Below are 21418 nucleotides of genomic sequence, written 5' to 3'. Positions count from 1 at the left end.
GGTATTAAACCCAAACTTTTTCCTATTTTTGCCCAAATCTATCCCAGCGATGCTAAATCTAACACTGCTCGACGGTCAGAAATTTCAGATAACAATACAACGTTTGTGTCGTCAGTTGATCGAGAATCATAATGATTTTTCAAATACCGTACTTATAGGCATACAGCCCCGCGGCATATTTTTGGCCAAACGTGTGGCCGAAGAATTGCGCAAGATATTACCTGACGATACCATTTTACAGGGCGACCTGGATATCACCTTTTACCGGGATGATTTCCGCAGGCGCGAAAGTCCGCTGGTGCCTAACCAAACCCGTATTGATTTTATTATTGAGGGTAAAAAGGTGGTGATGATGGATGACGTATTGTGGACAGGCCGTACCATACGTGCCGCCATGGATGCCATGCTGGCCTTTGGCCGCCCGGAAAAGGTGGAACTTTTGACACTGGTTGACCGACGTTACTCGAGGCATATACCTGTAGCTGCCGATTATGTAGGCATAGAGGTAGATTCTATTGCCTCGCAGCGCGTGGTGGTTAGCTGGAAAGAAACCGATGGAGAGGACAAAATAGAACTGCTGAGCGAGATAAAATAGGTTACAAGGCCGGCAGGCATACTAAAACATTAACGAAAATAAAAAAATTCGAGATCGGACATCCGAAATTCGAAATCAACATAACATGGCAGGATTAAGCACAAGGCACCTTTTAGGCATTAAGGATCTGAACCAGGCAGATATTGAACTCATATTACAAACTGCCGATACCTTTAAAGCGGTATTGAACAGGCCTATAAAAAAAGTGCCCTCGCTTAGGGATGTAACCATTGCCAACATATTTTTTGAAAATTCTACCCGTACCCGCCTGTCGTTTGAACTGGCGGAAAAACGCCTTTCGGCAGATGTGGTCAACTTCGCGGCCTCATCATCATCCGTAAGTAAAGGCGAAACGCTTATAGATACCGTGAACAACATACTGGCCATGAAAGTGGATATGGTGGTAATGCGCCATCCGTATGCGGGCGCGGGCATCTTCCTGTCAAAACATGTAAACGCACAGATAGTAAACGCGGGCGACGGCGCGCACGAGCACCCTACCCAGGCCCTGCTGGATGCCTATTCTATCCGCGAAAAGTATGGTGATGTTGCGGGTAAAAAAGTGGTGATCGTAGGCGATATACTGCACTCGCGCGTGGCATTATCCAACATACTTTGCCTCAAACAATTGGGTGCCGAGGTAATGGTTTGCGGCCCCACAACGCTGATACCTAAATACATTGGCACGCTGGGCGTTAAGGTTGAGCACAACCTGATAAAAGCCCTTAACTGGTGCGATGTAGCCAACATGCTGCGCATACAGTTAGAGCGTCAGGATATTAAATACTTTCCATCACTGCGTGAGTACACCATGCTTTATGGCTTGAACAAGCAGATACTGGACAGCCTGGACAAAGAGATTATGGTGATGCACCCCGGCCCGATAAACCGCGGCGTTGAAATAACCAGTGATGTTGCCGACAGCAAACAATCCGTTATACTTGACCAGGTGGAGAATGGTGTGGCCGTGCGTATGGCGGTATTATACCTACTTGCCGGGCAAACGGTATAAACCCCTCCTAAATCCTCCCCGAGAGGGAGGACTTTAAATAACACTTTCCATTTCGAACGGGTGCGAGGAGAAATCCTGTAGCCTGCTAACCCCTCCCTACCCTCCCCAAGGAGGGAATTATAACGACATCAAAGCAAAAACCGCAAATAAAAATAACAACCGGCATCAGTAATGTCCGGAGTAGCATATGCCCCGCCAAAGCATAATCTTTCACCGGGCAGGACGTAGCCGGCGACTTTTGCTTCTTTTGTTCGCACAAAAGAAGTTTAGGACAGGTGATAAACTGTGCTCTAATTAATGATTATGCTTTGTTTACGTTGATCTGCTCTTGGCCGCAGAGGCCAGTTACTTTACCTTAGATGCAAAGTAACCAAACATCAAGCCGGAAAAAACCTTCAGCCGCACAAGGCCATACTCCTCGCCCGGTTTTCCGGCAGGCCGACGCTCTTTTTTTATAGTTCGATGAAGTTATTGAATATAATTAAGCACAAACCACAAATAATCCTAACAACCGGCATCAGTAATGCCCGGAGTAGCACAAGCCCTGCCAAAGCATAATCTTTCACCGGGCAGGACGTAGCCGGCGACTTTTGCTTCTTTTGTTCGTACAAAAGAAGTTTAGGACAAGTAATGAAGTGATCTGAACTAATTACAATTCAGTACAGGTATTAATTAATTACTAAAATTTCAATTTATGCAACGGGCTCTCCGGCCACTCACTTTTTAATATGCTATAGTAAGCGGAGCTGCGTAAAAATCCATCATATAGTTTAATATGCTGCCTAACAGTGCCTTCATATTTAGCACCGAGACCCGCGATAGCTTTGCACGAGCGGATATTACGCTCATCGGCACGGAGTTGAATGCGGTTGAGGCCGAGCACCTCGAAGCCGTAGCACAGTATTTCAAACTTCATGGCTTTGTTGAGGCCGGTTCCGCGAAACTCAGGGGCTATCCATGTCCAGCCTAAATGTGCATGCTCATGCTGCCATGATATTTCGGCCAGGCGGGTGCTGCCTGCTATGCGGTTGGTTGCATCATCAATTATGGTGAATACAACGCAGATACCTGCTTCCCTTTCGGCAATAGCTTCGGCCATATATTTATGTAATGCGCCGGGCTGCGAAAGGTCTGTCGGGCTGTACATCCAGCATTCCTTATCATTTGCGATGGGTTGCAAGGCGGCTTCATCACTCAATTGCAGGGGGCGCAATATCACTTTAGCATTTTGCAGCGTGGGCGACAGGTTGAAATTCATATCAGCAAATTTGTTCCAGCATATCAATATATATACCTATACCCTGCTCTATCTCATTCACATAAATAAATTCATCAGCCGTATGTGAACGTGCCGAATCGCCGGGACCAATTTTCAGGGATGGAATATCCAGCAATGATTGGTCTGACGTGGTTGGCGAACCATAGGTATCTCTGCCCAAAGCAATACCGGCCTGCACTATCGGGTGGGCTTTATCAATTGATGATGGTTTTAAGCGAATAGAACGCGGCTTAACCTCGCAGTTTACATGCTCACGGATGATCTCCAGCACTTCCTCGTTACGATAAGCATCAGTAACGCGCACATCTACCGTAAAGGTGCAGCTTGCAGGCACCACGTTATGCTGCGAACCGGCATTGATAATAGTTACCGACATTTTTACCGGCCCAAACACTTCTGATTCCTTCGGGAACCTGTAGTTGCGGAACCATTCAATATCCGTAAGCGCTTTGTAAATGGCGTTATCGCCTTCCTCACGGGCGGCGTGGCCCGCTTTACCGTGGCTGGTACAGTCCAACACCATCAGGCCCTTTTCGGCAATGGCCAGGTGCATCAGGGTTGGTTCGCCTACTATGCCGAAATCAAGCTTACCCAGGTCGGGGATGATCAGTTCCAGACCATTAACGCCGGATATTTCTTCTTCGGCAGTAGTAGCCAAACAGAAGTTATATTTCAAACCCTCCTGCTCATAAAAATACATGAACACAGCTATAAGCGATACCAGGCAACCACCGGCATCATTACTACCTAAACCGTACAGTTTACCGTCCTCTATCTTAGCATCGAAAGGGTCGCGGGTGTAGCCTGAATTAGGTTTAACCGTATCATGGTGCGAATTAAGCAGGATGGTTGGCTTAGCCGGATCGAAATGTTTATTCCATGCCCAAAGGTTGTTAAGCTTACGATGAACCTCGATGCCATGCTGCTTTAAGAATTGTTCTATAAGGTCGGCAGTACGGTCTTCCTCTTTACTGAATGAGGGTGTCGCGATCAGTTGCTGCAGCAACTGCACCGCCTGCTGAAAAAGGTGCTGTTTATCGGTCATATAAAACCGGGTAGTTCCCGTTTGGTAAGGCGCAAAAATAAGCTTTTTTGCTGATTATTGATTTTTTGAAAAGCTATACCTCGCCGGTATATTCGTCCTCAATTTTTGATGACTTGCGGGTATCGCTCATGGTACCATATATAAGCAATGATATAAATATACACACCGTAACATAGTAGAAGAACCATTCGGGATGACCCTGACTTTTTAGGTACAGGGCGATATACTCCGCCGTGCCGCCAAATAATGATACCGCTATAGCATACGGAAAGCCCACCCCCAAAGCACGCACATTAGCCGGGAAAAGCTCGGCCTTAACCACGGCATTGATAGAGGTATAGCAGCTTACTACCACCAGTGCCAGCATAATCAGCATAAAGGCCGGCATAGCTTCGTGTGTATTACTCAATGCGTTAAGCACAGGTATGGTTACCAGTGTACCCAATATGCCAAAGGCAACCAGCAAAGGTTTGCGCCCTATCCTATCGCTCAATAAACCGAATAAGGGTTGCAGCAGCATAAAAAACACCAGCGAGAGGGTTGATATTAACGATGCCTCCGGCTTGCTGAACTTGCTGGTATCAACCAAAAATTTTTGCATGTAGGTGGTAAACGTATAAAAGGCCACGGTACCACCAAGCGTTAACCCTACTACGGTAAGTACCGCCCTTGGGTGTTGTGCCAATGCCCGTAGTGTACCCTTTAACGGGTTGGCGCTGTTTTTCTGGTTTTGGTATGATGATGATTCCTTTAAACTGCGGCGCAGGTACATGGTAATAATGGCCAGCATGGCGCCCACTACAAACGGAATGCGCCAGCCCCAGGCATGTAGCTGATCTTCGGACAAAAATACCCTTTGCAGCAGTACCAGTACGCCCATGGCCAGCAACTGCCCCATTATTAATGTAACGTATTGAAAGCTGGAGTAAAAACCACGGTGCTTTTTGTCGGCCATTTCGCTGAGGTAGGTAGCGCTGGTGCCGTATTCGCCGCCTACGCTGATGCCTTGCAGCATACGGGCCAGCAACAGCAACAGCGGCGCGAAAACGCCTATACTATCGTATGACGGAATGATGGCGATGATAAGCGAACCCAAACTCATCAGCAATACCGAAAAGGTGAGTGCCGTTTTACGCCCCTTTTTATCGGCAAACATACCCATCAGCCAGCCGCCTATAGGCCGCATTAAAAAACCGATAGCGAATATACCTGCCGTATTCAGCAGCCGCACGGTAGGATCAGTATCCTTAAAAAAGGAATCAGAAAAATACAGCGAAAATGACGAATAGGCATACCAATCGTACCACTCCACCAAATTACCCATAGAGCCGCCAATGATTGATTTAAGACGTTCGGCGGTGGTAGGTGCGGTTGCTGTTTGGTTCATGGGTTAAAAGTAGCTTTTTGGGAGGAAAGGTGAAAGGCGAAAGGTGAAAGGTGAAAGGCGAAAGGCGAAAGGTGAAAGGTGAAAGGTGAAAACTCACCCGGTCTTCACTTCGTTTGACCACCCTCTCTTCGCCTTTGGCGAAAAGAGGGTTATTACTTCTTCCCTCTTTTCGCTTGCGAAGAGAGGGATGTCGAGCGTTAGCGATGACAGGGTGAGTCGGAATAAAGCCGCTATTCAAAATCTCAACCAAAACCATTATTTTGCAGCATGCTTATCACCGAGGATTTTTTGCACTATGTATGGAAGTTCAGGCTGTTTGACCGTGCCGAGCTTAAAACCGTTGAGGGTGATGAGATAGAAATTTATTCGGCAGGCATGCATAACAAACATGCCGGACCCGATTTTCATAATGCACGCCTGCGCATTGGCGAAACTACCTGGGCAGGCAATGTGGAGCTGCACCTATCCTCGGCCGACTGGCAGCGCCACGGCCACACTAACGATAAGGCTTATGATAACGTAATACTGCACGTGGTTTACCGTGATGATGCCCCGGTTACCCTGCCCAATGGCCGCCGGCTGCCCACACTTGAACTGCATAACCGCATTTCGCCCGACCTGTATAACCGCTACCACAGGCTCATTTTTGGCGAGCGGCAGTTCATCCCCTGCGAGGCTAACATTACGGTTGTAGATAGCCTTACTATGAGCAATTGGCTGTCGCGTATATTGGTGGAGCGGCTCGAAAAACGCTCGGAAGCGGTTTTGAATACCCTTGAAACCAATCGCGGAGATTGGGAAGAAACTTTTTACCAGTTTTTGGCGGCCAACTTCGGTTTTAAAACCAATGCGCTGCCCTTTGAGTTGCTGGCCCGCTCGCTGCCGCAGATCACGCTGGCCAAGCACAAAAACAATCCGCTGCAAATTGAGGCGCTGGTATTCGGGCAGGCGGGCTTTTTGGATGGCGATGTAACCGACGATTATCCGCAGAAACTAAAAACCGAATACCAATACCTCAAACATAAACACGGCCTTAAACCCATTGATAACCATTTATGGAAATTCATGCGTATGCGGCCGCAAAACTTCCCGACCATCAGGCTGGCGCAGTTTGCAGGGCTCATTATGCAATCAAACCATTTGCTGAGCAAAATACTGGAGATAAGCGAAGTTGAAATTTTGCGCGGATTGTTTGACAGTATCAGCATACACCCCTATTGGGAAAACCATTACCGCTTTGATGCCGAAAGCAAGCCATCGCCCAAAAACCTGGGGCGGGCATCAGCTAATATTTTGCTATTGAATACGGTAGCGTTGTTTTTATTTACCTACGGCAAACAGCATAAGCAGCAGTACCACATAAACCGCGCATTAAAGTTGTTAGAAAGTTTACCTGCCGAAACAAACAACATTACCGCGGATTTTGTTAACTTGGGATTGAAAATAAAAACGGCTTTTGAAAGCCAGGCATTGCTCGAGTTAAAAAATAATTACTGCGATTATAAGAAATGCCTTGATTGCTCCGTTGGAAATAAAATACTAAAGCTGAACTGATATGTTGCAGAGGATAATCACCTTTTTTGAGCGTTACTCTTTTGGGGTATGTACCTACCTTGGGGGCCGCTTCAATGTATCTATCGCCAAAATTCGTCTTTTCTTTATCTACTCCTCGTTTTTGGCCGTAGGTTTCCCGCTTATATTTTACTTTTTTGCCGGTATTGTGCTTGATATCCGCAACTACGTTAAGCGTACCCGCACCCGCCTTACCGATCTGTAAGCCGTTTATAGTACTATTTTAAAGCAGGCACCCTCGCCTTGTTTACTGTGTGCTGATATGCTGCCGTTCATGCGGTCAACAAATTCTTTTACCAGCAGCAAGCCCAAGCCGTTGCCCTTTTCGTTTTGTGTACCCTGCGTGGTGCCGTTCTCGGTACCGTTAAATAATTGCTCGGCCTTGCCCTCTAACATACCTACACCCGTATCTGTCACTTTAATTTCGGTTTGCTTGCCATCTCTTACAGCACTTATGGTAATGGTGCCGTTCTCGGTAAATTTATTGGCATTACTCATCAGGTTACGTAAAATAAACTCAAGCACACGCTTGTCGGTATTTACTATAAACTCCTTGTCAACGGCATTAACCAGGGTATTGCCCTTGTCGCGGTTATTTAATACCTGCGAACCCACAATGCGCTGCACCAGGTCGCTCAGATCGATGTTATCATAATTGAACTTATCAAATTTAAGCTGCATCTCGCCCCAGTTCACCACGTTTTCTATCATATCTATCGTGCTGTCTAACTGCAAACTGATGGAGCCCATCATGCTTGATGTTTCAGCCTCATCCAGCAAATCGTTATTACGAAACTCGATGACTGATTTTAACGATGCCAGCGGGTTGCGCACATCATGCGCCAGTATAGATATAATGCGTTTTTGGGTTTGTGTTAAATAATTAAGATGCTTGTTCTTGATGCGCAGTTCGGCCACTTTTATCACGTTATCAGCCAATACCTTTAGCGCAAAACGCTGCCGCTCGTTTAAATGGCGGGGTACACGGTCAATAACGCAAAGGGTACCCAGGCGGCTGCCTGTACTGGTAACCAAAGGCACACCGGCATAGTAACGGATTGATGGATCGTGTGTTACCAGCGGATTATCGAAAAACCTGTCGTCCTGCCGGGCATCAGGTATCTCAAATATATTGTCCTGCAAAATGGCGTGGCTGCAAAATGATATATCACGGCTGGTTTCGGTGGCATCAAGCCCCACACGCGCCTTAAACCACTGCCGGTTGGCATCAACCAAACTTATGAGTGATATAGGCATGTTACACAGGTCAGATGCCAGCCTTACAATATCATCAAACTCCTGTTCCTGCGGTGTATCAAGCAATTCGGTTTTGTATAATGCCTCAAGTCTTGATAGCTCATTAGCTGGCAGTTGCGCGGTATTCATGTTTACTAAAACTATTAAATTACAGGGTGAATGTTATACGTATACTGGTGTTAATTGGTTACTTTTTGATCTGTTTAACTTTAATTTACAAGCACATGCCAATTAGTTTATAGGCAATATTTTAACATATCGTTAATTAAAAATTCATTAAAACAAATGTACAATCCAAGTGATTATATATAGTCAATTAAAATATAGATTATGGTATATATTTACAAGCTTTTATTAAAATAATGACCGGGACCTCCACACCTGACGCCAGTTTTAACGACGATATTTTTCGCACCCTCATTGAGGAGTCGCCTACGGCAGTTGGTCTGTATGTTGGCCCCGAGATGCTTGTAAGGCTTGTTAATGATGCTATGCTGAAGGTTTGGGGAAAAAGCAGCAATGTAATAGGCAAAACATTGCATGAGGCCCTGCCCGAACTGGAAGGGCAACCCTTTCATGATCTGCTGAGCAATGTATTTAACACCGGCATAGCTTATGAAGCCGCTGAAGACCGTGTTGACCTTGTTGTAGATGGACGCCTGCAAAGCTTTTATTTTACCTTTACCTATAAACCGCTAAAAAACACCGACGGCCGCGTTTGGGGCATACTTAATACCGCTACCGACGTTACCGAACTGGTACTAACCCGTAAAAAGCTTAACGAAAGTGAGCAAAGCACGCGCTTTGCCCTATATGCCGGTGAACTGGGCACCTGGGACCTTGATCCGCTTAATAACATTATTACATGGGACGAACGCTGTAAAGAGCTTTATGGCTTTCCGCCGGATGATGTAACAACCTATAACGAGGTACTTAACAATATTCATCCTGATGACGCAGGCCGTGTTAACCGTACAGTACAACACGCGCTTGATGTAAATTCGGGCGCTGAGGGCAAATACTTTTGTGAGTTTCGTACCATTGGCGCTACCGATAAAAGATTACGATGGCTGCAATGCAAAGGGCAGGCTTATTTTAATAATGATGGCATTGCTTACCGCTTTGCCGGTACCGCGAGGGATATTACCCGCGAGGTTGAAGATAACCGGCAGCAGCGCGAACTATCGGCACTGGTTGAAAGCAGTGATGATATTATTTACGTTGCCGACCTTAATAATAAACTTACTTATATAAATAAAGCCGGCCAGCATGCATTGGGCTTGCAAACAACCGAGGGAATGCCCGGCACGGATATTTTTATGCCGGAGGATGTTGAGCGCCTGCAAAATGAGGTGTTGCCGGTATTGCTAAAAAAAGGCAAATGGAGTGGCAATATGCGTTACCGCAACGTTGATAACGGCTTGCCCATACCGGTACATATAAACGCGCTGCGCATTGATGACCCTATGACGGGTAAAACCACCGGGTTGGCGGCGGTAAGCCGAGATATGCGCCCCGAAATACTGGCCAACAGCGAGAAGGATAAACTACTGGCCCTGGTTGATAACAGCAGCGTTTTTGTAGCTCTCTCAAACCTTGATGGTTTTGTTACCTATGTAAATACCTATGGCCGCCAAATGATAGGCCTTGACAGCATTGAGGATGCACAGCGCCCTAATACTGATTATGTAATGCCCGGCGAGCTGGAAAAGATAATGGCCGAACACCGCCAAAGCATGGCCGAAAAAGGCATATGGGCAGGCACGGTTGTTTATAAACATTTTAAAACCGGCGAGCCTATACCTGTTGAGGGCAGAACCATATTGGTGTATGACCCCATAACCGGCGAACCTGCAGGCCGTGCCAGTATAGCGCGCGACCTGAGGCAGGAACTGGCCGATAAGCAAGCATTACAGGAGAGCCAGCACCTTTTATACAACATAACATCCGCATCGCCAACGGCATTGTGGATGGCCGACCAGGATGGCAATGTTAGCTATGCCAACCAAACCTGGCTGGACTGGACCGGCCAAACCTATGAGCAGGTATTGGGCGGCGGCTGGATAAACGCTATTGTTGAGGATGACCGTTTGGCTGCCGAACGTGATTTTGCTGGTGCCCGCGAAAAAAGGGTGCCTTATGTATCAAATTTCAGGCTGATACGTAAGGATGGCGTAATACTGTGGTGCGTGGCCAAAGGCAACCCGCAATATTATGCCGACGGTAGCTTTGCAGGCTACATAGGCTCATGTACTGATATTACCGAGAAAACGCTTATTGACCAAAAATTACAGCAAACCAACGGCGAACTTAACGAGCAAATAAACCAATTTGCCTTTGTTACTGATTTTATGCCCGTGCAGCTATGGACGGCTAACCTTACCGGCGACGTTGATTATGTGAACCGCCGGATGGTTGATTATTTTGGTGCGGCGGCTGAGAGTATTAGCGGCTCGCGATGGCAAAACCTGGTACATACTGATGATTTACAAAATACGCTTGATACCTGGCAAACCGCGCTCAATACCGGCGAACCTTTCCAGGTAGAGTTCAGGCTGCGTGATGCCAGGGGTGATTATAAATGGCATCTTTCAAGGGCATTACCGTTTTACAGCGATGGGCAAATAATAAAATGGTTTGGCACCAATACCGATATTGATCAGCATAAACTGCTGCAACGCCAAAAGGACGACTTTTTAGGCATTGCCAGCCATGAGCTTAAAACGCCCGTTACCAGCATAAAGGCTTACGCACAGGTGCTTGGGGCCATGCTTACCAAAGAGGGCGAACATACCAAGGCATCAATGGTTACCCGCATGGACAGCCAGATAAACCGCCTTACCAACCTTATTGGCGATTTGCTGGATGTTACCAAAATAAATTCAGGCAAGCTGCAATTCAATAAAACCTGGTTTAACCTTAACAGCCTGGTTAAAGAGGTAATGGACGACTTGCAGCACACCACAGTTAAGCACACACTTGTAGAAAATTTTACCCACACCGGGAAAATATACGCAGATCGGGACAGGCTTAGCCAGGTAATTGTTAACCTGATAAGTAACGCAATTAAGTATTCACCCGCTGAGTGTGACATAATTGTGCGTACCCAACGTACCGACAGTGAAATTACTGTAAGTGTTGAGGATTTTGGTATTGGTATTGCACCTGATAAACAAAACAGGGTGTTTGAGCAATTTTACCGTGTAAGCGGTAACATACAACATACTTTTCCGGGGTTGGGGCTCGGTTTATACATCTCCTCAGAAATAATAAAACGCGAAGGCGGCAAAATGTGGGTAAACAGTGTAGAAGGCAAAGGTTCAACCTTTCACTTTAGCCTGCCTGCGCAGCCCGAAAATTAACTGATTATTGATAATGTACTTTACCTATTATAGATGACAGGCCTTAAACATAAAAAGATAATGATAGCAGACGATGACCCGGGTATTGTGGATGCCGTTGAGATGCTGCTTGAATTTGAAGGCTATGCCGTTACCTCAACCGTTGAGGGCTCGGCAGTACTTTCACTTAAAGATAACCTGCCCGACCTGCTGCTGCTTGATATATGGATGAGCGGCGAGGATGGGCGTGATATATGCAGAAACCTCAAGGCCGATGATACCAAGAAACACATCCCGGTGATCATGATATCGGCAAGTAAAGACATTAAGGACTCGGCCATGCAGGCCGGTGCCGACGATTTTTTGGCCAAACCATTCGAGATGAATGATCTGCTGGGCAAAATAGAGGCACTTATAGCGAAGCCGAGTATTTAAATAACATGTCATTTCGAACGAGGTACGAGGAGAAATCTCTCGCTTGATTACGAACGCAGACAGATTTCTCGCTATCGCTTCGAAATGACATCATTAAAAACCACGTCATTGCGAGGTACGAAGCAATCTGTTTAGGACAGGCAACGTGCAAATGAAAAAAGCATAGCCACTGTCACCCTGAGTCTGTCGAAGGACGAGCGAGGGACTAACCAAGCGGCGAATGCTTCGACAAGCTCAGCATGACAAAACGGTTAAACCCGCAATTGACGCTTAATTATACACTACCTCTCCCATGATAAAAACACTCCTCACAACCGCTATAACATTACTCCTAACACTAAACAACACGCCCCAAAACAACGGTGATGCTATACTGGGCCAATGGACATCAGAGGATAAGAAGATGGTGGTTGAAATGTATAAGCAAGGTAATGAGTATCGCGGTAAAATGGTTTGGTTTAAGGATGACGACAGCAAACCCATGAACGAATGGACCGACAAGCACAATCCTGATGAAAAACTTCGCAACCGCAAATTATTAGGTATGGATGTGGTAACCGGTTTGGTATATGATCGCGATAGCAAAAGTTACAACGATGGCGCCATATACGAGGCCAAAAGCGGCAAAACCTGGAATGCCTCGGCCAAACTGGCCGATAAGGATGTGTTAAAAGTAAAGGGCTACTGGCACGTAAAATTTATTGGCCGCACCATGATCTTCAGGCGGGTAAAATAGCACAGAAACAAACAGGGCGTACCCAATTGGATACGCCCTGTTTGTTTCTATATATCGAATACTGATTAATCAATATCAATTAAGCTTTACCGAACTCGCCGTTAGCTTTAAATTCAACTTCTTCGCTTACTACGGCTGCAGGTACTGTACCTACGCCAAAATCAGTACGTTTAATGGTACCATTAACCTGGAAACCGGCAACATCTTTTTTAGTCATCGGGCTAACTTTAGCACCACGGAACCAAAGATCAAGCGTTACTGGTTTAGTAACACCGTGCATGGTTAAGTTACCTGTAACTTTAAATTTACCGGCACCCGCTGGTGTTAATTTAGTGCTTTTAAAGCTGATGGTAGGGTATTTGGCAGCATCAAAAAAGTCGCCGCTTTTAAGGTGGGCATCGCGTTTTTCGTTATCAGTATCAACTGAGGCTGTTTGAGCGGTAAAATCAAATGTAGCATCGCTAAAATCAGCTTTTGATGAAGTGATGGTGGCATCAAAATCTTTAAAACGGCCGTCAACGTCAGACAGCATCATGTGTGTAGTAGTAAATTTCAGGTTAGCATGAGCCTTGTCAAGCTTCCATGATGACTGTGCAAAAACCGCAGTTTGCATTAATACAGCCGCTAAAAGGATAATCGTTTTTTTCATTGTCTTTTTATTGTTAAATGGTATTATTTACGTGTTTGGAGTACAAATGTAATAATAGGTTTAGTGTTTAAAAATTTATTTGTTTAAACATCTATTATATTACACATGGATGATAATCAGCTACAGAAGTTCAAATTTATACTTTATTAGTGTTAACACAATCCATTAAAGCGTTTATTAACAAGTATTATTATGCAACAAATACTTGCCCCGTAACATAACCGATACATATCCGTATAACACACTAAATCCCTGATTAATTTAACGATGCCGCCGGTACGTTAACCGGATGTATTGTATAAAGTGTTGGTTATGAATTTGTGTGAACGATCTATCTACCGTATTGTAAAAACAATTATTCTGCTGGCTTTACTGGCCTTTTCGGTTCCGGTATTTGCCCAAACTCCTGCCGGGCGTATTGAAACCGTATCAGTATCAACAAACAAAAACACCGGTCAAAATTACGCGTCATGGTTAAGTGATGATTTGACCTCGCTGGTGCCCGAAGCCTGGGAAAATAACTTTGTATATGCCGATGTTATGCTCAGGTTTAAATACCACAGCCGCATATCGCAATTAAAGCTTTATGATTACACCGGGGTATTTGAAGATAAGCCGGCTGAAATATACGCCCTGAATGGTACTGAGCGTACCTTGCTTGGTTATTTTACAGGCCCGGCATACGGCATCTTTCAAACCATTGATCTGCCCGCGCCGGTTGAGGCTGATGCCATCATAGTACATAAATACAGCAACAATATACCGCAAAAGGTATTTGCCTACGGCGAGCAGGATACCACGCTTGCAACGCCTGCAAGCATTGAGCTTGTGGCCGAGCAAACAGGCAGTACGCCTGCCACCCCTACCACACCGCCGGTTACTGAACCAACGGATAGCTATGTTAAGCTACCGCTTGAATTAAGCCGCTGGTACCAGCTAAATAATGTTAGCGATGGTTTAGGCGGATTGTTTGACGGCATTACCGAAACCGAAGTGACTACCGGTTGGGGTAAACTTTTTAATAATTACGATGCCTACTATCCCGTGCCTGATGGCCAGCGGATAGACATCGCCAAAATAAAATTCTTTAACTATACCGGCGCCCTGGGCGATTATCCGCTTACCGTATCGGTTATTGACAGTGCCGGCAAACGCACTGCTATTGGCACTTACCGCGGCGGATACTGGAACAGGTGGGTTGGCCCCTACCCTGAACGTGCGGACCAATTTACCCTGGATACCATTGCCACCAACGTAAAGTACATAGTGCTTAACTGCTGGTACCAGTTCCCTACCGAAATTGAGTTTTACGGTAATTATATTAACACAACCAGCGCACCCGGCAGTATCCCTGCCGACACTGAAGCACCTGCAACTACGGCATACCCTTTAAAGAATTTTATGGGTGTTAATGCCTTTGAGTGGGATTTTGAAAGCCCTTACGATCCGTTTGTGGTTGAGGCCAAGCGCCTGTCGGCCATGCGTACATTCTCGCAGGTGCGGCATTATATGGATTGGGAAAAGCTTGAATCACAGCAGGGCGGTTTTACTTATGCCCCTACACACAGCGGCGGCTGGAATTATGATGCCATGTACAAAGCCTGTTATGAAAATAACATTATGGTACTTGCCGATTTGAAAACGCTGCCTAACTGGCTGCTGCAATCATACCCCGAAGGTGAGCGAGATACGGAGAACATCCCGGTAAAATATGGCGCTGATTACGCTGACCCGAAATCGTACCTGGAACAGGCTAAAGTAGCCTTTCAGTATGCCGCGCGGTATGGCAGCAATAAATCAGTTAATAAAAAATTATTATCGGTAAACAGCTCGCCAAGGTGGACGGACGACCCGATCAATACCGTACGCGTAGGCCTTAACTACGTAAAATATATTGAGTGTGATAACGAGCGCGATAAATGGTGGAAAGGCCGCAAAGCCTATCAAACAGCCTACGAATACGCGGCCAACCTCTCGGCCTTTTACGATGGGCATAAAAACACCATGGGCCCGGGTGTTGGAGTAAAAAATGCCGACCCGAATATGAAGGTGGTAATGGGCGGCCTTGCATCAGCCAACCCCGAGTATGTGATGGGCATGATACAATGGTGCCGCATAAACCGCGGGTATAAGGCTGATGGTACCGTAAACCTTTGCTGGGATGTGATTAACTATCACTGGTACTCGCACGATGCCGAAATGATACCTAACTCGGTACCAACACGCGGTATGGCACCGGAGGTGAACAATACAATGCAAAAAGCCCGGGATTTTGTTGAACTGGCTAAAAAGTATTGTTATAATATGCCGGTTTGGGTTACCGAGGCCGGTTACGATGTTAACCCCTACAGCCCTATACGCGCCATACCTATCGGCAATAAAACCATTGAGCAAACCCAAGCCGACTGGATATTGCGTACCGCGTTGCTTTATGCCCGCAGCGGCGTTGAAAGGTTATTTTTTTACCAGGCTTATGATGATAACATTGATAACCCGGTACAATACAGCTCATCGGGCCTGTTAACCCAAAACCGTACCCGTAAACTCGCGGCAGACTATATTAACCAGTTTAACAAGGTGCTGGGCAAATACGCCTATGCCGAATCATTAAGCAGCAGCCCGGTGGTTGACCGGTATGTCCTTAATGGCGAATCAGCCTATATAATGTATATTCCGAATGAAAAGGGCCTTACCGGCAAATACACGCTTAACCTGCCGGGTATTGATTCGGCGCGGGTGTTTACACCACAGGCGGGCTCGCTTGCTGTAAGTAAACGTAAGGTAACTAACGGGCAGTTCGCGGTAAACATAAGCGAAACCCCGGTATTTGTGATGCCTGTTTATAAGGGTGATAATACTGATACGGTTAGCACAAGCAGCCTGTCAAAAAAGGTTATCATGTCGGTTAAGCAAGGCATTGGCAACATAAGCCAAAAGCCCGATACTATAGCTAAAGCTGCTGCCGGGTATACTATCAACCTGTTCCCTAATCCATCAACACAATATGTTAACGTAAGCTTTAAGAACGATAGTAAAACCAAGGTGAACATCAGCGTGGCCGATGCCATAAGCGGGCGTATTTACAGCAATAACGATTACGCTAAAGCCGATACTGATTTTTCGCAAACTATTGATATCAGCAAGATGCCGCAGGGCGTTTGCCTGGTGATGATAAAACAGGATGAGCAAACCATTGTAAAGCGGGTTATTAAAACCAATTAACGTTTTTAGTGAATATGCCCTATTGATGCGTAAAGCACATACAACGGAATAAACAGTACAAAAAATACCCTTGCCATTTGTTGCCTGCTGGCGTTACCTTCAACTAATACATTATATAAGTCGGTGCGTATGGTGTTTAATTTAGTTTTCATATTGTGTAAGTTTTATACACAATAGAGGGGCACAGGCAGCAAAGGTTTAAAACCGTAAAGTATCAGTTTAATTACAGTACTGATTATTAATCAAATAAACTGATTAAGCACCTGCTCAAGTTGCCCCGCCTGTATAACGCCGGATTGCCGCCACTTGCTCTCGCTGTTTTTAAATACCATCAGCGTGGGTACGCTTTGAATGTTATAGGCGTTAGCTACCGAAGGGTTCTTGTCAACATCTATTTTTATGATGGTAACCTTATCGCCCACGGCATTTTTTAACTGCTGCAATATGGGCGGCATCATTTTACAAGGGCCGCACCACTCGGCCGAAAAATCAACCAGTACCGGTTTCTCTGATGCGATGATATCCTGAAAGCTTGCCATAATAGTATGTTTATTGATGATACAACAGCGTGCGCCTGCACTTGTTTAGGCCGATGGTTTATTAAATGTCAAAAAAAATGGCTGTATTTGCAACCATTATCAAAACAATACCGTCTTGATGATATACAAACCATAACCCGTTAAATATGCATTCTAAAACTTACAATACAAGGTTAACTTTCAAAGTTCTTTTAACAATGCTGATCCTGTCGGTTACGTTAGCAGCGCAAGCGCAAAAAATAAAAACCATAGGCAATAAATTACGCTCGGGTACATCAAACAATACATTTAGTGTAGTAAAGGGTGGTGAAATAGGCATAAAAATGAAAGCCGGTAAAAAGCCGGTAAAACTGCTTAAACTTACTTTTGATGTGGAGAACCGACAGCAGGACAGCCTGCCCGTTAAAGTTAATGTTTACCGCTTTACGGATGAAAAAGCCGGAGAAAATATTGTTAAACAGGAGATAACCGGCATAATTGCAAAAGGCAAATCACGCCCGGTTATTGACCTTTCGGCTTATAATATTGAAGCCAGCGGCGATATACTGGTAAGCATTGAGTGGCTGAAAGACTCTCCGGGGCCTGAAGTTGCTTTTTCTATCGGCTTGTTTAATGGCGGAACCTATCATAAGGACTCGGCAACCGCTAATTGGGAGAAAATACCCGTTGCCGGTGTTGACTTTAACATGCAGGTAATGCAGTTAAAATAGTATGGAACATTTTACTTATCTGTAAAAAGTACCATACATACCCTGTTTATTACCATCAGCAATGGCAGATAACCGCTACTTTTGTAAGTATGATAAGCGGTTATCCGGTATATGATATTTGCACACTAAGCGGCCAACAGGAGCACGACCTGCTGGCCGACCGTTTTGGCGACTACCTGAAAAAGCATGATAAGCTGCATTTTCCGCACAAGCACAGCTTTTATCACCTGGTTTATTTTACCAAAGGCAGCGGCTCGCACGTTATTGACTTTGAAACCTATGATGTTAAGCCCGGCCAGATCTATTTTATGATACCCGGCCAGGTACATAGCTGGTTTTTTGAAGGAGAGATAGAGGGCTACATCATCAACTTTTCGCAAGCTTTTTTTACCTCGTTTTTGCTGAGGCCCGATTACCTGGACTCATTACCGTTTTTTAGCGGCAATACCGCTGATGCTGTGATACAGCTTAGTACTAAAACAATTGCTGCGGTTACTGAATTGTTTGAGAACATAACCGAGGAGAATAACGGCCATGACCGTTACAGCCTTGATATGATACGCACCGCCATGATGCGCATTTTTACCCTTGTGGCGCGCGAGCACAATAAACATGCAGAAGCTGTAACCCCCACGTATAACCATACTTTGCTGGCCAATTTCAGGAAGCTGATAGAGCAGCATTACAATTCTCTGAAGCTACCGAAGGATTATGCAGCCCTGCTGTACATCACCCCCAATCATCTGAATGCCCTATGCAATGATATTTTGGGCATATCTGCCGGCGAGGTGATACGCAACAGGGTAATATTGGAAGCCAAGCGTATGCTCATCAACCCTAAACTTACCATTGCTGATATTGGCGGCCGGTTAGGCTTTGATGATAACTCGTACTTTACCCGTTTTTTTAAAAAACAGGCCGGTATAACGCCCGATGAATTTAGAAAGAACTTTAACAAATAAAACCATGGCTACCCCAACATTAAATACCGACAAACGCTATATACCTCAATTTGGCGCATTTGTAAAGGCTAAATGCCCGCGCTGCCGCCGCGGCAACATGTTTGCCAACAGCATGTATAACCTAACCGGCCAAAACATGTACCATCGGTGCCCGCATTGCGGCCTTACCTTTGAGCGCGAACCGGGTTATTTTTATGTGGCCATGTATGTAAGCTATGCCCTTAACGTTGCCGAAATGGTTACCATAGCCGTGGCCACCATCATCCTCACCGGGTCCGAGTCGCCTTGGTTGTATGCAGGTTTGCTGCTGGGCTCAATATTGGTGTTAGCGCCATTTAACCTGCGTTATTCAAGGGTGATACTGCTTTACTGGATGACACCGAGCGCCAAATACCGCCCTGAACTATCCGGCGATCTGCCGCATGATCACGAGCAAAACGGGCATCAGCATTAAAATACTTAGTGTTTTGAATAATTTTTTTTAACTTTGAAAAAAAGCATTTAAATAACTAAATATCAAATAATTAAATTAAATAAAACACCACAACATTACAATTATTCACAAAACCTATAGTTGTAATTTACGGGGGCACGTTAAACCCTCGCTCTCAAAAAGTGTTTAATATTTAAACAACCGCCGGCGCCACATTTATTTTTGCCGATAATGATTGATAATTTTTTAGCGCCCGGTGGTTGTTTGCTTATGTAGAACTAAAACTTTTTTGAGAGATGAAAACTTTAAAATTATTCGCAATTACCTTAATAACATTCGGAGCTGTTTCAGTAGCTAATGCACAAGTTCAGGTTAGCGTAAGCGCGCACTTTGGCACTCCTGTAAGATATTACGCCCCACCGGTAGTTTACGAAGAACCGGTAGTGTATGAACGCCCCATAGTTTATCATCCACGTACTGTTGTGGTTGAAAGGCCGGTGGTGTATCGTCGTCCGGCGGTGGTTTATGCACCGCGTACCGTGGTTTATGAACGCCCGGTAAGATACCGTACCGTTAAGTATTATGGCGGCCATGGCCGTGGCCACGGATGGGGCCATTATAAAAAAGCCCATTACAGGTATCGTTAATAATATAACTGTTGATATCCCCTTATTTAGCAAGCCCCGCATATAAACCGCGGGGCTTGTTTTTTGTTAAGCACCCGGGCATGGTGCAATTGCTAACTATTTTTACGCTCTGATTACCATTGCTTAATTATCTTGCAATAAATAATTTAATATGCGCAGAGGCGGCTTTTTTATCTTCTTTATGATATTCGCGGCAGTTAGTTTACTGCTGGACTGGTATGTATTTTCGGGCCTGCGCACCCTGACGGCCGACTGGCAATCGCGCTGGCGTGTGGCATTGCTATCAACCTTTTTAATACTCTCTATAGGTGCTACACTCACCTTTGTTATAGGCATCGCCTTTACTGATACTTCACGCGGGCTATCACAGTTTCATATGTGGTCGCTCAGTGTGTTTATGGCATTTTTTGTAAGTAAAATAGTATTTGTGATGGTATTGTCGCTGGGTGATCTGGGCCGGTTTGTGGTCGGCATAGCATCAAACGCGGGCAAGGATGGCATTGAGCAAAGCAGGCCGTACTTTCCGGAAAGGCGTAAGTTTATCAGCGAGATCGCGGTATTGTTGGCCGCATTGCCTTTCAGCGGATTTTTTTATGCCATGTTCAAGGGTAAGTATGATTACCGTGTGCATCGCCATGATGTATATTTTAAGGATCTGCCCGAAGCATTTGATGGTTTTACCATCACCCAACTGTCAGACATTCATGCAGGCAGTTTTGATAACGCTGATGCCGTACAAAAAGGCATTGACAAGGTGATAGCGCTCAACAGCGACCTGTTTGTTTTTACCGGCGACCTGGTGAATAACACCGCCGACGAGATAGAACCATACATCAACCGTTTTGGTAAGATCAAGGCTAAATACGGACAATACTCCATTTTAGGTAACCATGATTATGCCGACTATATACAGTGGGATAGCGAGAAAGCCAAAGCCGCTAACCTTGATACGCTGAAACAGCACCACAAGGACATGGGCTTCCGCCTGATGCTTGATGAAAACATCACCCTTGAAAAGGACGGCCAAAAGCTGCACCTTGTAGGTGTACAAAACTGGGGGCATGGTTTTATTAAAGTTGGCGATCTGGATAAGGCGCTAAGAGGATTGGATAAGGACGATTTCAAGGTACTGCTCTCCCATGATCCTACACATTGGGAACATGTGGTACGCTATCACCAAAACCCGGTACATTTAACACTTTCGGGCCACACACACGGCGCGCAGTTTGGCATTGAGGCAGCCGGTTTTCGTTGGAGCCCGGTAAAATACCGCTACCTGCAATGGGCAGGTTTTGCCAAAGAGCATAACCGCAAATTATATGTAAACCGCGGCTTCGGCTTTTTGGCCTTTACCGGCAGGCTGGGCATATGGCCGGAGATCACGGTGCTGACGTTAAAGAAGAGTTGATAAGTCAAAATAACCTTTTCTGTATTTATTATAATAATTAATAGCACAAACCGTAAACAAAACTACACTCCGGCATCAGGAATGCCCGGAGCAGCACAGACCCTGCTAAAGCAAAAACTTTAACCGGGCAGGACGTAGCCGGCGATTTTTGCTTCTTTTGTTCGCACAAAAGAAGTTTAGGACAGGTAA

The 21418-nt window shown here is 45.5% G+C and carries 20 protein-coding genes; 13 read left to right on the top strand and 7 right to left on the bottom strand.

The features are described from left to right. Window positions 1–49: 49 nt before the first annotated feature. Window positions 50–595: a bifunctional pyr operon transcriptional regulator/uracil phosphoribosyltransferase PyrR gene (gene pyrR, locus LJ707_RS13065; RefSeq protein ID WP_228951618.1), complete on the top strand. Its 546-nt coding sequence runs from the start codon at window positions 50–52 to the stop codon at window positions 593–595. A gap of 85 nt (window positions 596–680) precedes the next feature. Continuing rightward, a complete protein-coding gene (locus LJ707_RS13060; RefSeq protein WP_228951615.1) occupies window positions 681–1607 on the top strand; it encodes an aspartate carbamoyltransferase catalytic subunit in 927 nt (308 codons plus the stop codon). A 679-nt stretch (window positions 1608–2286) separates the two neighbouring features. Here LJ707_RS13060 and LJ707_RS13055 read toward each other — a convergent pair. The 3 genes from LJ707_RS13055 to LJ707_RS13045 all read right to left on the bottom strand — a co-directional run bounded on the left by LJ707_RS13055 (window position 2287) and on the right by LJ707_RS13045 (window position 5318). Further along, window positions 2287–2865 carry a GNAT family N-acetyltransferase gene (locus LJ707_RS13055; protein ID WP_228951613.1) on the bottom strand — a complete coding sequence of 193 codons (579 nt, stop codon included), beginning with the start codon at window positions 2863–2865 and terminating at the stop codon, window positions 2287–2289. A gap of 1 nt (window position 2866) precedes the next feature. After that, the gene (locus LJ707_RS13050; RefSeq protein ID WP_228951611.1) at window positions 2867–3931 is read right to left on the bottom strand and encodes a M20 family metallo-hydrolase; all 1065 of its coding nucleotides are present in this window, start codon (window positions 3929–3931) and stop codon (window positions 2867–2869) included. Between the two features lie 73 nt (window positions 3932–4004). Further along, complete coding sequence (locus LJ707_RS13045) at window positions 4005–5318, bottom strand: MFS transporter (RefSeq protein WP_228951609.1); 1314 nt, start codon at window positions 5316–5318, stop codon at window positions 4005–4007. Between the two features lie 267 nt (window positions 5319–5585). Between LJ707_RS13045 and LJ707_RS13040 the strand changes: the two genes are divergently transcribed. Further along, the gene (locus LJ707_RS13040) at window positions 5586–6872 is read left to right on the top strand and encodes a DUF2851 family protein (RefSeq protein ID WP_228951608.1); all 1287 of its coding nucleotides are present in this window, start codon (window positions 5586–5588) and stop codon (window positions 6870–6872) included. A 1-nt stretch (window position 6873) separates the two neighbouring features. After that, window positions 6874–7095, top strand: a complete 222-nt coding sequence (locus LJ707_RS13035; RefSeq protein WP_228951607.1) for a PspC family transcriptional regulator — start codon at window positions 6874–6876, stop codon at window positions 7093–7095. Window positions 7096–7100: 5 nt separating this feature from the next. Here LJ707_RS13035 and LJ707_RS13030 read toward each other — a convergent pair whose 3' ends face one another. Beyond that, entirely contained in the window at window positions 7101–8276 is a 1176-nt protein-coding gene (locus LJ707_RS13030; protein WP_228951606.1) for a GAF domain-containing sensor histidine kinase, read from the bottom strand. A gap of 233 nt (window positions 8277–8509) precedes the next feature. Between LJ707_RS13030 and LJ707_RS13025 the strand changes: the two genes are divergently transcribed. The 3 genes from LJ707_RS13025 (at window position 8510) to LJ707_RS13015 (ending at window position 12659) form a co-directional block, all read left to right on the top strand. After that, window positions 8510–11509: a PAS domain S-box protein gene (locus LJ707_RS13025; protein ID WP_228951605.1), complete on the top strand. Its 3000-nt coding sequence runs from the start codon at window positions 8510–8512 to the stop codon at window positions 11507–11509. Window positions 11510–11569: 60 nt separating this feature from the next. Continuing rightward, window positions 11570–11923, top strand: coding sequence for a response regulator transcription factor (locus LJ707_RS13020; protein ID WP_228951604.1), 354 nt, complete (start codon window positions 11570–11572; stop codon window positions 11921–11923). 292 nt (window positions 11924–12215) lie between these two features. Continuing rightward, the gene (locus LJ707_RS13015) at window positions 12216–12659 is read left to right on the top strand and encodes a DUF2147 domain-containing protein (RefSeq protein WP_228951602.1); all 444 of its coding nucleotides are present in this window, start codon (window positions 12216–12218) and stop codon (window positions 12657–12659) included. 79 nt (window positions 12660–12738) lie between these two features. Here the strand turns inward: LJ707_RS13015 and LJ707_RS13010 are convergent, their stop codons facing one another. Beyond that, window positions 12739–13308: a YceI family protein gene (locus tag LJ707_RS13010; RefSeq protein WP_228951599.1), complete on the bottom strand. Its 570-nt coding sequence runs from the start codon at window positions 13306–13308 to the stop codon at window positions 12739–12741. A 312-nt stretch (window positions 13309–13620) separates the two neighbouring features. On the opposite strand from LJ707_RS13010, the gene LJ707_RS13005 reads away from it, so the two are divergent. After that, window positions 13621–16530 carry a T9SS type A sorting domain-containing protein gene (locus tag LJ707_RS13005; protein ID WP_228951596.1) on the top strand — a complete coding sequence of 970 codons (2910 nt, stop codon included), beginning with the start codon at window positions 13621–13623 and terminating at the stop codon, window positions 16528–16530. Between the two features lie 5 nt (window positions 16531–16535). Here the strand turns inward: LJ707_RS13005 and LJ707_RS13000 are convergent, their stop codons facing one another. Then, window positions 16536–16682: a hypothetical protein gene (locus tag LJ707_RS13000; RefSeq protein WP_228951595.1), complete on the bottom strand. Its 147-nt coding sequence runs from the start codon at window positions 16680–16682 to the stop codon at window positions 16536–16538. Between the two features lie 90 nt (window positions 16683–16772). Further along, entirely contained in the window at window positions 16773–17069 is a 297-nt protein-coding gene (gene trxA, locus LJ707_RS12995; RefSeq protein ID WP_228951593.1) for a thioredoxin, read from the bottom strand. Between the two features lie 197 nt (window positions 17070–17266). Here trxA and LJ707_RS12990 point away from each other — a divergent pair, with 197 nt between their 5' ends. From LJ707_RS12990 to LJ707_RS12970, 5 genes are all read left to right on the top strand, one after another. Further along, window positions 17267–17779, top strand: a complete 513-nt coding sequence (locus tag LJ707_RS12990; protein ID WP_228951592.1) for a hypothetical protein — start codon at window positions 17267–17269, stop codon at window positions 17777–17779. An 89-nt stretch (window positions 17780–17868) separates the two neighbouring features. Further along, window positions 17869–18741: a helix-turn-helix transcriptional regulator gene (locus tag LJ707_RS12985; RefSeq protein ID WP_228951591.1), complete on the top strand. Its 873-nt coding sequence runs from the start codon at window positions 17869–17871 to the stop codon at window positions 18739–18741. Between the two features lie 4 nt (window positions 18742–18745). Further along, window positions 18746–19195, top strand: coding sequence for a DUF983 domain-containing protein (locus LJ707_RS12980; protein ID WP_228951590.1), 450 nt, complete (start codon window positions 18746–18748; stop codon window positions 19193–19195). Window positions 19196–19470: 275 nt separating this feature from the next. Further along, window positions 19471–19821, top strand: a complete 351-nt coding sequence (locus LJ707_RS12975; RefSeq protein WP_228951583.1) for a hypothetical protein — start codon at window positions 19471–19473, stop codon at window positions 19819–19821. A 151-nt stretch (window positions 19822–19972) separates the two neighbouring features. Next, window positions 19973–21229, top strand: a complete 1257-nt coding sequence (locus LJ707_RS12970; RefSeq protein WP_228951580.1) for a metallophosphoesterase — start codon at window positions 19973–19975, stop codon at window positions 21227–21229. The last annotated feature ends 189 nt before the right edge of the window (window positions 21230–21418 follow it).

This window comes from Mucilaginibacter sp. UR6-1 (assembly GCF_020880975.1).
Lineage (GTDB): Bacteria > Bacteroidota > Bacteroidia > Sphingobacteriales > Sphingobacteriaceae > Mucilaginibacter.
The sequence above is the reverse complement of the archived record's forward strand: the minus strand, read 5'-3'. Positions and strand labels throughout refer to the sequence as shown.

What these genes read in the sequence shown, in the direction of transcription:
- LJ707_RS13035 (WP_228951607.1), top strand. Translation starts at nt 6,874, where the DNA reads ATGTTGCAGAGGATAATCACCTTTTTTGAGCGTTACTCTTTTGGGGTA.
- LJ707_RS13020 (WP_228951604.1), top strand. Translation starts at nt 11,570, where the DNA reads ATGATAGCAGACGATGACCCGGGTATTGTGGATGCCGTTGAGATGCTG.
- LJ707_RS13040 (WP_228951608.1), top strand. Translation starts at nt 5,586, where the DNA reads ATGCTTATCACCGAGGATTTTTTGCACTATGTATGGAAGTTCAGGCTG.
- trxA (WP_228951593.1), bottom strand. Translation starts at nt 17,069, where the DNA reads ATGGCAAGCTTTCAGGATATCATCGCATCAGAGAAACCGGTACTGGTT.
- LJ707_RS13045 (WP_228951609.1), bottom strand. Translation starts at nt 5,318, where the DNA reads ATGAACCAAACAGCAACCGCACCTACCACCGCCGAACGTCTTAAATCA.
- LJ707_RS12980 (WP_228951590.1), top strand. Translation starts at nt 18,746, where the DNA reads ATGGCTACCCCAACATTAAATACCGACAAACGCTATATACCTCAATTT.
- pyrR (WP_228951618.1), top strand. Translation starts at nt 50, where the DNA reads ATGCTAAATCTAACACTGCTCGACGGTCAGAAATTTCAGATAACAATA.
- LJ707_RS13025 (WP_228951605.1), top strand. Translation starts at nt 8,510, where the DNA reads ATGACCGGGACCTCCACACCTGACGCCAGTTTTAACGACGATATTTTT.
- LJ707_RS13010 (WP_228951599.1), bottom strand. Translation starts at nt 13,308, where the DNA reads ATGAAAAAAACGATTATCCTTTTAGCGGCTGTATTAATGCAAACTGCG.
- LJ707_RS12970 (WP_228951580.1), top strand. Translation starts at nt 19,973, where the DNA reads ATGCGCAGAGGCGGCTTTTTTATCTTCTTTATGATATTCGCGGCAGTT.
- LJ707_RS13050 (WP_228951611.1), bottom strand. Translation starts at nt 3,931, where the DNA reads ATGACCGATAAACAGCACCTTTTTCAGCAGGCGGTGCAGTTGCTGCAG.
- LJ707_RS13060 (WP_228951615.1), top strand. Translation starts at nt 681, where the DNA reads ATGGCAGGATTAAGCACAAGGCACCTTTTAGGCATTAAGGATCTGAAC.
- LJ707_RS12990 (WP_228951592.1), top strand. Translation starts at nt 17,267, where the DNA reads ATGCTGATCCTGTCGGTTACGTTAGCAGCGCAAGCGCAAAAAATAAAA.
- LJ707_RS12975 (WP_228951583.1), top strand. Translation starts at nt 19,471, where the DNA reads ATGAAAACTTTAAAATTATTCGCAATTACCTTAATAACATTCGGAGCT.
- LJ707_RS13005 (WP_228951596.1), top strand. Translation starts at nt 13,621, where the DNA reads ATGAATTTGTGTGAACGATCTATCTACCGTATTGTAAAAACAATTATT.
- LJ707_RS12985 (WP_228951591.1), top strand. Translation starts at nt 17,869, where the DNA reads ATGATAAGCGGTTATCCGGTATATGATATTTGCACACTAAGCGGCCAA.
- LJ707_RS13015 (WP_228951602.1), top strand. Translation starts at nt 12,216, where the DNA reads ATGATAAAAACACTCCTCACAACCGCTATAACATTACTCCTAACACTA.
- LJ707_RS13000 (WP_228951595.1), bottom strand. Translation starts at nt 16,682, where the DNA reads ATGAAAACTAAATTAAACACCATACGCACCGACTTATATAATGTATTA.
- LJ707_RS13055 (WP_228951613.1), bottom strand. Translation starts at nt 2,865, where the DNA reads ATGAATTTCAACCTGTCGCCCACGCTGCAAAATGCTAAAGTGATATTG.
- LJ707_RS13030 (WP_228951606.1), bottom strand. Translation starts at nt 8,276, where the DNA reads ATGAATACCGCGCAACTGCCAGCTAATGAGCTATCAAGACTTGAGGCA.